12 protein-coding genes are annotated in these 13,612 nt (G+C 42.7%); 9 read left to right on the forward strand and 3 right to left on the reverse strand.

Annotated elements, in window-relative coordinates; all coding sequences use genetic code 11:
• The first annotated feature begins 80 nt into the window (after window positions 1-80).
• The gene (locus tag KCTCHS21_RS15500) at window positions 81-374 is read left to right on the forward strand and encodes a helix-turn-helix transcriptional regulator (protein ID WP_130609972.1); all 294 of its coding nucleotides are present in this window, start codon (window positions 81-83) and stop codon (window positions 372-374) included.
• Window positions 375-428: 54 nt separating this feature from the next.
• Here KCTCHS21_RS15500 and KCTCHS21_RS15505 read toward each other — a convergent pair whose 3' ends face one another.
• From KCTCHS21_RS15505 to KCTCHS21_RS15515, 3 genes are read right to left on the reverse strand one after another with little or no spacing between them, the layout of a single operon-like run.
• Window positions 429-1,625, reverse strand: coding sequence for a sensor histidine kinase (locus tag KCTCHS21_RS15505; protein ID WP_232057849.1), 1,197 nt, complete (start codon window positions 1,623-1,625; stop codon window positions 429-431).
• A complete protein-coding gene (locus tag KCTCHS21_RS15510; RefSeq protein WP_130609975.1) occupies window positions 1,622-2,296 on the reverse strand; it encodes a response regulator transcription factor in 675 nt (224 codons plus the stop codon). Before KCTCHS21_RS15510 ends, KCTCHS21_RS15505 begins: the two co-directional genes overlap by 4 nt.
• A 27-nt stretch (window positions 2,297-2,323) precedes the next feature.
• Window positions 2,324-4,117: an ABC transporter ATP-binding protein gene (locus KCTCHS21_RS15515; protein ID WP_130609978.1), complete on the reverse strand. Its 1,794-nt coding sequence runs from the start codon at window positions 4,115-4,117 to the stop codon at window positions 2,324-2,326.
• A 214-nt stretch (window positions 4,118-4,331) separates the two neighbouring features.
• Here KCTCHS21_RS15515 and KCTCHS21_RS15520 point away from each other — a divergent pair, with 214 nt between their 5' ends.
• From KCTCHS21_RS15520 to KCTCHS21_RS15555, 8 genes are all read left to right on the forward strand, one after another.
• On the forward strand, window positions 4,332-4,961 hold the full coding sequence (locus KCTCHS21_RS15520) for an HD domain-containing protein (RefSeq protein ID WP_130609981.1): 630 nt from the start codon (window positions 4,332-4,334) through the stop codon (window positions 4,959-4,961).
• 3 nt (window positions 4,962-4,964) lie between these two features.
• Entirely contained in the window at window positions 4,965-5,525 is a 561-nt protein-coding gene (locus KCTCHS21_RS15525; protein ID WP_130609984.1) for a GNAT family N-acetyltransferase, read from the forward strand.
• Between the two features lie 263 nt (window positions 5,526-5,788).
• Window positions 5,789-6,805, forward strand: coding sequence for a glycoside hydrolase family 130 protein (locus KCTCHS21_RS15530; protein WP_130609987.1), 1,017 nt, complete (start codon window positions 5,789-5,791; stop codon window positions 6,803-6,805).
• Window positions 6,806-6,954: 149 nt separating this feature from the next.
• Window positions 6,955-8,259, forward strand: a complete 1,305-nt coding sequence (locus KCTCHS21_RS15535) for an ABC transporter substrate-binding protein (protein WP_130609989.1) — start codon at window positions 6,955-6,957, stop codon at window positions 8,257-8,259.
• Between the two features lie 120 nt (window positions 8,260-8,379).
• Window positions 8,380-9,255 carry a carbohydrate ABC transporter permease gene (locus KCTCHS21_RS15540; RefSeq protein ID WP_130609992.1) on the forward strand — a complete coding sequence of 292 codons (876 nt, stop codon included), beginning with the start codon at window positions 8,380-8,382 and terminating at the stop codon, window positions 9,253-9,255.
• A 17-nt stretch (window positions 9,256-9,272) separates the two neighbouring features.
• Complete coding sequence (locus KCTCHS21_RS15545; RefSeq protein WP_130609995.1) at window positions 9,273-10,103, forward strand: carbohydrate ABC transporter permease; 831 nt, start codon at window positions 9,273-9,275, stop codon at window positions 10,101-10,103.
• A gap of 42 nt (window positions 10,104-10,145) precedes the next feature.
• Complete coding sequence (locus tag KCTCHS21_RS15550) at window positions 10,146-11,945, forward strand: sensor histidine kinase (protein ID WP_130609998.1); 1,800 nt, start codon at window positions 10,146-10,148, stop codon at window positions 11,943-11,945.
• Window positions 11,938-13,527 (forward strand): response regulator transcription factor, encoded by a 1,590-nt coding sequence (locus KCTCHS21_RS15555; protein WP_232057850.1) that lies wholly within the window; start codon window positions 11,938-11,940, stop codon window positions 13,525-13,527. The genes KCTCHS21_RS15550 and KCTCHS21_RS15555 overlap by 8 nt, the downstream gene beginning before the upstream one ends.
• Window positions 13,528-13,612: the final 85 nt, after the last annotated feature.

A 13,612-nucleotide genomic window follows, 5' to 3' on the forward strand; every position in this document is an offset into this window, starting at 1 on the left:
CTTTGTCTCTATCATAACGAATATGAGCAGTAATCGACAGACCTAACTTTAGAGGCAGGAGAGGGGATTTTCGGAAAAAAATGTTAGAGCAAAGGACGGAGTGGCAAGTTAAGAGTATAACGGATTCCAAATCTAATCACATAATTGAAGCTTTCGGGGATAGATATGGGTTAACGAGTATGGAGACAGAAGTATTACGGTTGCTCGTACTGTTCGGGTTCGAGGATGAGGAGATTATTACGATAATCCAATGCTCGCCTGACACTCTGGACAATCTTTTGTCGGTTTTGATGCTGAAATCAAGAACACATTCTACCCGAGAGCTACAGGCGCTATTCTTACGTTACGTCATGCAGCAAGAGCTTTCAGCCTAAGCGGCGAAAGCTAAGCCTGTAGCTATAACTATGATTAACATTTGGTTAACATCATTAATTATTGGCACCTGAAATAGGAAGCAGCACTGTAAACACAGCACCAGTTCCAGCACCGGCTTTGTTCCTGGCCGTTACTTCACCACCGTGCATCTCAATGATTTTCTTAACAATTGATAATCCAAGACCACTGCCGCTGTTAAGACGCTCACGGGATTGGTCTTCTTTATAAAATCGTTCAAATAAATGAAGTAACGCTTTGTCTGACACACCGATCCCGCTGTCGGCAATTTCTATTCGAATATGACGCTCCTGCTTGGCGATATGCAAGCTTATGATTCCATTGTCTGGTGTAAACTTAATGCTGTTGTGGAGCAGGTTGACCCATACCTGATTCATCAAGTCTTCATCTGCTAGAACAGAGATTTCAGGCAGATCTACGTCCATTTCGATATTCTTTTCTTGCCATAAGGGCTCGCAAGCGAGAATAATATGGCGAAGCTGACGATCAAGTCGAAAAGGCTTTAATTCAAAGGGGTGATGCTTCGTTTCCAAGGAAGTCAGCTTAAGCAAATTATCGCTCATTCTTGATAGCCTCTTGCTTTCCGTCTCAATGATTTCAAGATAATGCTTACGGGTATGGAGAGGAAGGTCTTCATTCTGCAATGCCCGAGCAAATCCCGTTATAGAGGTTAACGGAGATTGAATTTCATGGGAAACGTTAGAAATGAATTCTTGGCGCATTTTCTCCATCTGACTTAATTCAGATGCCATTTCGTTAAAGCTCAAAACTAAGGGTCCGAATTGCCCCAAAAAGGGTGTATTTGTTTCAAGATTAACATCGAAATTTCCTTTGGCAAGCTGCTTCATAGCATTAATCATTTGCAAGAACCAATCCATCTGGCGACGTACAGGTGCGATGAAAACACGAATTAAATTAATTAAAATAAAGATGAAGGTTAAAGCCAATATTACCGTTAAATATTGCCGTATAATAGTGTGTCCATATTCTGGAAACCATGTCCGGCTAATTAATCCCATAACATAGTAAGCAGATGCCCAGCCTATAGCGATCAAAGCATGAATGGAAAAAATACCAAGGAAAATCCACTTTGTAGATGGTCGAAGCTGCCTGCCGAGCTCTCTCATATGGGTTCTGTGAGCTTTGTTTTCCCGCCATCTATCCCTCAGGTTAAATTTTTTCTTATGTCCATTTTGCTTGATCTTCTCTCGACGTTCCTGCCTGCTACTCATGTCGACACCTCCAGTCGATAGCCAAGCCCGCGAATGGTTGTAATCCGAAAGCCGTATTGACCATCTGGAAACCGTTCGCGAAGCCGCTTAATATGCACATCGACTGTTCGCTCATCACCTTCATAATCAAATCCCCAGATTTGCTCGATTAATTGCTCTCGTGAGAACGTTTTACCTGGATAGCTCGCTAGCTTGAACAATAGCTCGAATTCTTTAAGTGGAAGAGTAAGCGATTGGTCACCGGTCTGAATCGTGAAGATTTTCCTATTCAGCTGGATGCTGCCTACCGTCACATTCTGGGATATCGAAATTCGGTAACGCTTAAGAAGAGCCTTTACTCTCGCTATTAACTCCATGGGCTCGAATGGCTTTACCATGTAGTCGTCTGTGCCAAGCTGAAAGCCTTTAACCTTCTGCATCGTTTCACCCTTAGCGGTGAGCATAAGCAGTGGCATCTCATAGTGCTCACGCAGCTGCCGACACAGCTCCCAGCCATCCATCTGAGGCATCATAATGTCTAGAATGACCATATCTACTGTTATTGTTTCTAATAAAGACAGAGCGTGAGCCCCATTATTTGCTTCAACGACATCGAATCCTTCTTGCAAGAGAAATACCTTTACTAATTCCCGGATAAACGGGTCGTCATCTACAATTAATATTTTAGTCATGAACAGTAACTCCTCTCATATTAAGAATTAAGCTTCTTGATTCTGATAACGAAGCTGTTGTTGTGCAAATTCTCGATATAACTCATGGGAGGCGACCAATTGCTCGTGAGTACCAATACCCGTAATACTTCCTTTATCTAAGAAAACAATCTGATCGGCATCCACGACTGTGGAGAGGCGATGAGCGATAACCAATGTTGTGCGACCCTTCATGAGATTGTTAAGTGCCTCTTGTACGACTCTTTCAGACGTACTATCCAGTGCGGAGGTAGCCTCATCTAACATTAGAATTCGCGGATTGCGAAGTAAAGCACGAGCGATAGCAATCCGTTGCCGCTGCCCGCCAGATAGCTTCATTCCACGTTCACCAACCTCTGTGTTATAACCGTCGGCAAGCTCACTGATGAAACCATCTGCATAAGCCATTTTCGCCACACTGACGAGCTGCTCATCGCTAATATCCTGATCAAGTCCATAAGTCATGTTCTCACGAATCGTACCCGACATAAGAGGGCTTTCCTGTGAGACGTAACCAATCTGGCTCCTCCAGGAGCTTAGGGAGTAGCTAGAAATCTCCTCATTGTTGAAGGTAATGCTGCCCTCTTGCGGCTCATAGTAGCGTTCAATCAGGGAGAACAAGGTCGTCTTACCGCTGCCACTAGGACCTACAAGCGCGGTGACTTTACCGGATGGAACAGTGAAATCGATTGCTTTGAGAATTTCCTCACCGTTATCGTATCGGAAAGTAACGTCATGTAGTTGAACAGCAGAATCGATAGCAGGCACTGTTATTCCTTGCTCTTGAATTTCTTCCGGCTTGCCTAGAATGTCAACCATCCGTTCCGTTGCTCCGATTGCTTTCTGCAGCTGAGTGAAGAAGGAGGTGAGCTGACCGAGAGGCATAATAATCTGGATTAAATAAAGGATAAATGCGACCAATTCACCAGCTGTAATCGAACCATCGGATACACGCAAGCCTCCGTATCCAATAATGACGACCATCAATATCATAATGACAGCACTCATTAAGGGTCCTATGAATGCTTGAATTTTACCTTCACGTACGCCAAGCTTGAATAGCTTCATAATTCCTTTCTTGCCTCGTTCATATTCGATCGGTTCGGCATTAGAGGATTTCACGAGACGGACCTCAGATAGCACTTGAGTGAGCAGGGAGGTGAAGCTTGCTGTTTCGTTCTGCATAGTACGTGAAATTTGATGCATCTTTTTGCCGAGTGGCAATAGGATAACGAGCGTAAGAGGTACCGCTACGAGCAAAACTAAAGTCATCTGCCAATCCAGCGTAAGCAAAATGATAATAGATCCAATGATAGAGATAATACCGGTAACGAAGCCTGACATATGCTCAGAGACGACTTGCTTAACGACGTTGGTGTCGTTGGTAACACGGCTGATCAATCCTCCAGTTTCCTCTTGGTCATAATGGGAGACGGGAAGGAAGAGGAGCTTTCGCCATAACAGCTTACGCAAGCCACTCAAGATCTGTTGACCAAATTTATTCAACATATAAATAGATAAGCCACCTGCAATTGTCTGCGCAATGAACGCACAGACCAGAAGGACGATCTGATAGGTCTCAAGGGAGTCAAGGGTAAAGCCATCAACTAAATTTTTGGTGAACAAGGGTACGAATAGACCAACGACTGTTGTTATAAGACTAAGTCCAAGTGCGATAGAAAGCATAGCGAACGATGGTTTTGCTTTTCTTATGAGAGTCACGAACGTCCGCCAGTTATTGTTGATAGGAGTAGGCGATGACGAATCTGATCCATTAGAACGACGCTGATTGGTTGTGCTCATAGGAAGTCCTCATTTCTTCTGTTGGTCAATGGTTTAGGTTATATCATTCATTATGAACAAACGTACAAGCTAAATCCATATTCCCTTATTGTGGTTTAGACTATTATGCCTTAGGTTTATGAACTGGATATGAACGTCAATCTGGAATAGGCTATAGGCAGATCTCCATGTTACAATAGTTGGACAGAATGTTGAATTGCGGAGGTCATCACACATGCAGGATCAATGGATTAATGAGCGTCTAACTAGCCAAATTTCATTTCTTAGAGAGGTGGATAAGCTAAAGAATGTGTTACGTAAAACCTTCATTATGGATAAGAGTCGATTAGAGAATACGGCTGAGCATAGCTGGCATATATCGCTTATGGCAGTTGTTCTTCAAGAGCATGCCAACGATCCTTCCTTAAATATAAATCAGGTCATCAGAATGCTGCTGCTTCATGATCTTGTAGAGATAGACGCAGGAGATACATTTGCCTATGATACGGAAGGCTATTTGGACAAAGAGGAGCGGGAGAACGCAGCTGCTAGAAGACTTTTTGGTCTGTTGCCTGAAGATCAACGCGGGGAGTGGATGACGCTGTGGCGGGAATTCGAGGATGGTATAACCTACGAAGCTAAGTACGCTGCTGCGTTAGACAGACTTCAACCCGTTATACATAACTATTACACAGGCGGTGTAAGCTGGATAAAGCATGGGATCGTCAAATCTCAGGTGCTGAAAAGGCTTACCCCCGTTCAAGAAGTGTCAGAGACGTTATGGAGGTTTACGTTAGAAATTGTGCAACGATCGATTGATCAAGGCATGCTTCAGGACGATCCGATTGCCAAGGAGGTTAATTAACCTATGCCACGCTTGTACGGAACAAGCATTATGCTTAGGGAATATCAAAGTGATGATCTTCCTTGGATACGCCAATGGGTGAATGATCCGAGTATTGTTTATTTTCTGTCTGATATTTTCTTATATCCCCATACTTCAGAATCAACAGAAGCCTACTTGGATGCAGTAATGGAGGGTAGTGCGGATAGCCGTGGATTTGTCATAGCGGATATAAAAGATGAAGCATACATTGGACAAGTGAATCTGGACGCCATTGATTGGAAAAATCGAGTTGGACGCATTGGTATAGTCATTGGATCTTCGGAATACTTTGGTCGCGGTTATGGAACAGAGGCGATGAGGATGTTAATATCCTTTGCATTCCTTGAATTGAATTTAAACCGACTAGAGCTTGAGGTTTACGATTATAATGAACGGGCGATCAGAAGCTATCTGTCCTGCGGTTTCATACAGGAGGGCAGGCTTAGGGAGCGACAGTATAAGAACGGTCGTTATATAGATGTCATACAGATGGGCTTACTGCGTTCGGATTGGGATAAACAGGGGAATATTGCGAAACAGTAGAAGGTAAAGCAATTTAAGATTCACAAATTAACTACATAGTCATTTAACGAGGAAAGCGTGCTCATATAGGGAGTGCGCTTTTCTTTTTTTATGTTTAAATTGCAAATTTTCCAAATAAATTCATCGTTATTATTCAGATGTTTTCTTTAGTTTATGGGATATTCTGCGTTCGTACCCCAAGATATAATACTTCGTATGAAAGATGGAATGAATGAGTTAAGAGCACAAATAAGCAAAATCCTATTCATCTAAGGAGACAATTTATGAAAATCACGAGACATCCTAACAATCCAATCGTTGTTCCAGGCCTTTTCGAATGGCGTAAGGTGACTGTATTTAACCCGGCTGTCATTATCGACAATGACAAGTTCTATATGATCGAAAGAACTGCAGGATCGCTAACGCCTTGCAAAAACTTCCTTGGTCTCTTGGAAAGCGATGATGGTGTTAACTTCACCCACGTGAAGGATGAGCCTATCGTTACACCTGACATGTTGGGTTTTCCGTACGGTAGCGTACAGGATCCGCGTATTGTTAAGATAGACGACACTTTCTATTTGAACTATGCACTCCGCCCATGTGCGATGAATTATTATCCGACGGGCGCTGGCATTCCAGAACGTTCAATTCCTACGTATCCAGATGGTTGGGGCGAGAAGGAAGAGCACTGGTTAACCCGATCCGGCATTATGACATCTAAGGATTTGATCAACTGGGAGTATCTCTGTGACACGACTCCACTTGAGATTAACGACCGTGATAATATTCTGTTTCCTGAGAAGATCAACGGAAAGTTTGCCCTTCTTCGTCGCCCTGAGGAATATGTCGGTGAAGCGTATGGTACAGAAAAAGCAGCCATGTGGATTAGCTATTCTGACGACCTGATTAACTGGGACGAGCCTAAACTGCTTGCCAAAGCAGAGAACATGAGCTGGGAATCTAAAAAAATCGGTGGCTCAACACCTCCTGTTCGGACAGATAAGGGCTGGTTAGTGCTTTATCATGGCGTTGATAGTGAAACGGTATATCGTGTAGGCGCATTGCTACTGGATCTAGATAATCCTGAGAAGATTATTGCAAGAACGAATAATTTCATTATGGAACCTGAAACCTATTATGAGAAATTCGGTTTTCAAATTCCTAACGTTATATTCCCAACAGGCAATGTCGTTAAAGATGGATTGTTATACATCTACTATGGTGTTACAGATACGGCTATCGCATTAGCCACTGTTCCGTTGGATGATTTGGTCGAGTATATATTGAACGAGCCACAGTAATCTTGGTGCATTGAATAGCGTTATTGGAACACTATTCAATATTACAAGTGATGTAAGCGATTAATTATCTCATAACAATGTGTGATGGATTCGCATTCATATGTTGTCATCTGATATAGAGCAATACACTAGAGAAAAGAGGGCGAAAAATGAAAACACCAAGAAATATGAAGAAGGCCGTGCTTATTGGTTCGATTGCATTGTTAACGCTTGTTACTGCTGCTTGTGGTAATGGAAACAACAGTAGCGATGGAAAGGAAGAAGGGGGCAAAGTAACCTTAAACATTATGCACCCGTGGACTTCCCCGAATGTAGACAATGAAGTGTATAGAGCACGTATCGCCGCATTCGAGAAGCTTCATCCCGAAATTACAATTAAACAGGATGGGGTTGCATCTGCTCAGTACAAAACAAAGCTTCGTACGCTTGCAACAGCTAACAACCTGTCTGATATAAATGTAGTATGGCCGGGTGCTGATCTTAAGCCACTCGTTGATGGCAACTTACTGCTGCCAATCGATTCCGAAATGGCTAATTGGAGCTCCATCTTGCCAGAGGATGCTCTTGCTGGTTTTAACCAAGATGGCAAGCAATACGCTATTCCAACAAAGCAAACGTTCGTAGATATTATTTATTACAACAAAGAAATGCTAGCTAAGGTTGGCTACGATGTATTCCCAGACACTTACGATAAATTCATTGATGCTGTAACTAAGCTTAAAGCATCCGGTGTTACTCCAATTGCTCTAGGTAATAAAGAGCAATGGCCATTGCAATCTTCATACTTGTCCGCATTCCAAGAACGCTTCGTAGGCAGTGATTTCCTTAAGAAGGTTATGAACAAGGAAGCGAAGTTCACGGATCCACAATATGTTAAAGCGATTGGTGCAATAGAGGAATTATCCAATCTTAAAGCATTCAACACAGATGCCAACAACATGGATTCCGTTCAAGCTCAGGATTACTTTATCCAAGGCAAAGCGGCTATGCATATTTCGTCCTCTACAGTTGATTCGAGAATCCGGATTACAAATGCAGAAGGCGATAAGTACGGAATTGCACTATTCCCTAGTGTAACTGGTGGATTAGGTGATGCGAAGAAAAGCTCCGGCGTTGTACAATTTGGAATTGCCCTTTCAAGCGAATTGAAAGGCAAGAAAAAAGATGCTGCTCTTGAGTTCATGAAGTTCTTCGTTAATGAGGATCTGTACAAGGAATTGATCAGCAAAGGTGTTGTCGTTCCTGCTAAAGTAGACATCCCTGCTGACGCTAGTGAATATCTGAAAGAAATGATGGCTCTTACAGGTAATGGTACATCACCAGTATTCGATAGTGTAATCCCGACTCAAGTAACGTCAGTTATGCAGAATGGACTTCAAGCGATTACAGTAGGCAGAATGACTGCTGAGCAATTGGCTAAAGACGTACAAGCTGCTCTAGACAACATGAAATAATTAAGCTGGATGATTAAACTGCTTGTTTGTAAGAAGCCGATAGGACAGGAGAAAACCCGTACGCGGGTTTTCTTCATTCAACGGGCTTTAGAGATCAGGCTTGGAAAAGGAGGAACCTCTTTGCACACGCTCAAAGGAACGAAATATGCGATATTTTTCGGTCTACTGCCTGCATTGATTATTTATTTGGGAATCGCTGTTGTTCCCATTGGAATGTCCGCTTATTATTCATTCTTTAACTGGGATGGTATCCGTCCGCTCAGCTATGTAGGATTGGAGAATTTCACTGAAATATTCAAGGACAGCATCTTCTGGCTATCGGTTAAGAACAATGCTTACATCTTACTCTCAGGCTTGCTTGGTCAGATCCCAGTTGGACTATTGCTGGCTCTGATCCTCAATCGGAAAATGAAGGGTGCCGGATTTTTCCGGACCATTGGCTTTCTACCCGTCGTTATCTCATCTGTCATGGTTTCGTTAATATGGAGCACCGTGTATAACACGGAATACGGGTTGTTAAATAGCATACTCGGTGCCGTTGGACTAGATAGCTGGCAGCAAAACTGGTTGGGCGATACTGCCTGGTCCATGCTATCGATTAGCGTAGCTTATATTTGGCAAAACTGCGGATTCTTTATGGTCATCTTTCTAGCCGCGCTGCAAAATATTCCGAATGAGGTCAACGAGGCTGCCGAGCTTGATGGAGCCAGTGGTTTAAGGAAAGTCATGCGGATTACAATTCCGATGATCCGAGGCACCATTCTTGTAGCGGTCGTATTTAGCATTAGTAACTCGTTCCGTGTATTTGATTTGATTCAAATCATGACTGGCGGAGGACCTGCACACGCAACAGAGGTTATGACTGTGTACATGTATTCGAATGCTTTCGTAAACATGCGCTTTGGTTATGGTAGTGCTGTGTCCGTCTTAATACTTCTATTCAGTCTCATTGTAGTTAGTGTGGTTAATCGTCTAGGCAAAGAGAAGGAAGCTTAAAGAAAGGGGGACTCCTGATGGAAAAGAAATCGGGTTTGTTCCGAACAGCTGTGTATGTGTTTCTAGGCTTGTTCGCTATTATTAATATATTTCCGATCTTTTGGATGATTGTCAATTCATTCAAGACAGAACAAGAATATTCCGGTAACCCATTCTCGTTTCCTAAGTCTTTGCAGTTCTCGAATTACTCTAAAGCTTGGGAAGTCGCGAATATGAATACCTATTTTGTAAATAGTATTATTATTACATTCGCTTCGTTAATCGTAACTGTATTACTTGGAGCTTTAGCTGCTTATTTCCTGTCGCGTTTTCAATTTAAGCTACGGGGCTTTACTTACGGCTTGTTCCTGTTAGGGATGCTTGTACCGATCCATGCGACGCTTATTCCGATTTTCATGATTATGAAGCAGCTTCATTTGCTGGATACTCATTTATCGCTTATCCTGCCCTATACGGCATTCCATTTGTCACTGACTATTTTTATATTGGAAGGATTTATGCGTGGATTCCCTAAGGACTTAGAGGAATCGGGAGTCATGGACGGAGCGGGAGTATTCCGAATTTTCTGGTCCATCATTCTCCCTATAACAAGACCAGCTCTTGCAACTGTTATTATTCTTAACTTCATATATAATTGGAATGAATTTCTGTTCGCGCTCGTACTCATCAGTTCATCTGCCCTCAAGACGTTACCGCTCGGACTCGCAAATTTCGTTGGTATTGAAACAGCCAGCCTTACCCTACAGATGGCGGCACTCACGATTGCACTTGTTCCGATTCTCATCTTCTACCTGCTACTTCAGAAGCAACTCGTAAATGGGATGACTGCTGGTTCGGTTAAGGGATAATTAGCTGATGCCCGTATTGGCCCGACATTAAGGAGATGGGCCATGCGGGTATCTAGATGGAAGCTCAAAAATTTTGGATTAAAGAAAAAAGCACTCGTTATTTTCCTCTTATTCGTTATTTTGCCGACCTTCGGAGTAGGTGTCCTTGTCCAATATCGATTCAATGAAATATTAATGGATCAATTCATCTCGAATACAAAGCGAAATCTGGATACCGTAACTAGTCGGTTGGAAGAACAGATGAAGATGGTAGAAGATATCGCTAATTATATGATACTGAACCCGGATATGCAGGCATTTCTGCGTCCGAATTCCCCTCTAGATTTTGATCAAGCCGAAAAACATAAACGAAATATCGAGGATTTCCTAACCTTCCAGCTCATGAACAAAAACTATATCAAGTCGATTTCCATTAACGGCTTCAATGGTAACAATATCGAAATGGGAGAGCCTATATTAGGTGAGGAACTAAATTGGCAAACTAAGGCTAAGAATCGTAAAGGTAGAATTATTTGGAGTGCAGGTTACCCTTCTTACAGTAGCTGGAGCGGGAACATCAACCTGATCTCACTATTCCGGGTACTCAATTCCTACAATGATATCACAACCCCATTAGGCAATCTTACGATTCGCCTAGGAGAATCTAATATTACAAGCCTGCTGGAAAGCGGGATAGACAAGGAATCCGGTTATTTATATGTCATCGGAGCAGATGGTGAGAAAATATTGCAGTCGAATTCATCTCTGAAGCTAAACTATAAACCCGATGCTACAATGCTTCAATCATTGGAGGCTGCAGGGCAGAAGACGATGAGCCATGTTATTAACAATGAGAAAATGCTCACCTTCTACCGGTCCATGGAAAATACGAATTGGAAAATCATTGCGATGATTCCTGAGAAGGTAGTGAACGAGCAATTCCGCAGTGTGAAGCTTATAATGGGCTTTATTCTCACAGCAATTCTGCTGCTCTGCTTGGTGGCTCTTCTAGGGTTCCAATATACGATTATTCGACCGATACTGCGGCTTAAAATTGAAGCTAACCGTGTTAAGCTTGGCGACTTCAGCGCCCGTGTACCGATAGAATCGAATGATGAAATCTCCGAGCTTAACCGGAAGTTTAATGAGATGGTTATGACCATTCAGGAGCTAATCGAACATAAATTTAAGCTTGAGCTACGGGAACGAGAATCTGAGCTTAAGCTGCTGCAAAATCAGATGGACCCTCATTTTCTGTACAATACGCTGGATATGATTCGTTGGACAGCAAGGCTTGAGAAAGCTAAGCAGTCTAGTCAGCTTATCGAAATGTTTTCTAAGTTTTTCCGTCTAGGCTTAAGCAATGGGACGTACCAGACTACGATCCTTCAGGAATTGGAGTTTGTTCAAGCCTATTTATTCTTGCAGCAGAGACGGTTAGGGAAAGACAAGCTACGCTATACTTTATATACAGAAGCAACCCTCTCAGAAGAAGTCATTCTGAAAGCAATTATTCAACCACTTGTTGAAAATTTTCTGAAGCATGGCTTCGATAGGAAGAAGCCGTTTAATAGCATTACGGTGAGATGTTATCAGGTATCGGACATGATCTGGATTGACGTAATAGACAATGGAAAAGGGCTAAGCACAGCCAAAATTCAATCTCTTCTCGCTATGCGGCAAAGCTCAAGCACTGAATCCGGTGAAGCTCGAGGGGGAGCCTTAAGCAATATTCATGAGCGCTTGTCGATCTTCTTCGGTGAGGAGTACGGCTTGGAAATGTTGGATACTGCAGGAGCGGGAGGATGGATTCGATTGAGGATTCCTTACTCTAATTTCGATAGAGGTGATGATCGTGACTAGAGTGTTTCCGAATTCAGATCGATTGATTAAGCTTCTTATCGTTGATGATGAACCAGTTATTTGTGAGGGACTTCGTTATACGATTGATTGGGAAGAGCTTGGTGTTGAGGTAGCCGGTGTTGCCTATGACGGGGAAGAGGCTTTAAGGTTTATTGAAAATGAAGAGGTTAACATTGTGCTAACCGATATACGCATGGACGGTATGGATGGGCTGAAGCTAACCGAGCATCTGAATATAAGCTTTCCACAAATCAGAGTCATCATTATTAGCGGCTATGAAGATTTTTCCTATGCTAGGCAAGCTATCCGCATGAATGTTAATGACTACTTGCTTAAGCCCGTTGAGATTGATGAATTGATAAAGGCTATTGGCAAAGTTATTGTTGGGATTAAGAAGGAGGAGGCTTCTTCTGATTCTGTCTCAGCGAATGAGGATGAACAATGGCTATCGAATCGAATACGTAATTCGCCTTCATACATTAAAGAAACAGTGCCTGCTCATTTACCCATTTCTCGTTATCGTATGATTGCAACGCAATTGGAGCATTTTTCAGAGTGGCGGTCTACTGTAGCCCCAGAGCAGTACGCGCTTATTCAACAGCAATGGATTAAGAGCATTAACGATTATTTAGAAGCTTATTCTATTCGTAGCATTTCTGTCTTTGATCATGAGAATTTACTGTACACGCTAACTATTACGAACATTGAGCTTGGACATGAAGAGTGGAACGACGCTTTAGAAGGACTCTTGGAGTCGTGGAGGGGCGAAGCTCCCCTGTATTGTGGAGTTTCACGCGTATATGACAGTCTGGCGGACACTTCTATTCATTGTGCAGAAGTGACGGAGCTGCTCCAATACCATGTGCTTGAAGGCAATGTGATTTTGCAAGCGGAAACATTAGAGCAGATGGTGGCGAATAGGACATTGCCAGACATTGACGGAGCGAAGAGTGTTCAGCTATTCGTGCCGGCCATGTTTAAGCAGGATCTAGACGAGGTTAAGACCCTTGTGGCCGATCTATTTCAAACCTTTCGTGAGCATGGCTTTCTATTGGAGGAAGTCGTGAAGCAATATGACGATATCTCTGTCCTTCTCCGCCAACGCTTGCGTCAGAGTGGATTGTCATTGCTTGAGCATAGCCGCAAAGAGCCTATCGATTTAATGGCTAACAATAGCTACGATAGCTTGCAGAGGATTGTAGAGGAAGAGATGGGATATCTACTGCTGCTTATTGATAAGAATGGTATCGATAAATCCTATTGGATCATTGAGAAAGTTAAGAAATACATGGCAGAGCACTATCGTACTGATTTGAAGGCTTTCGAGGTTGCGGCGTGGCTTAAGATTACTCCAAGCTATTTTAGCTTGATTTTCAAACAAGGAACGGGAAAGACCTTCTCAGAATACATGAACGAGCTGCGAATTGACCATGCCAAGCATTTACTAGCTTCAACACACGATAAGGTGTTCGAAATATCCGATCAGGTGGGCTATAAGGAATACAAGTACTTTGTAACCGTGTTCAAAACATATACGGGGATGACACCCAAAGAGTACCGTGTTCTGAATGCGAGCCGTTAAGACCAGTATCTCGTGAATTCCGTAACTTCTCGTAATTCATACTTTAGCCTGTGTTAGTCTAGTAGATCAAATGCTATAATTATCC

The sequence above is a fragment of the Cohnella abietis genome, from assembly GCF_004295585.1.
Taxonomy (GTDB): Bacteria; Bacillota; Bacilli; order Paenibacillales; family Paenibacillaceae; genus Cohnella; species Cohnella abietis.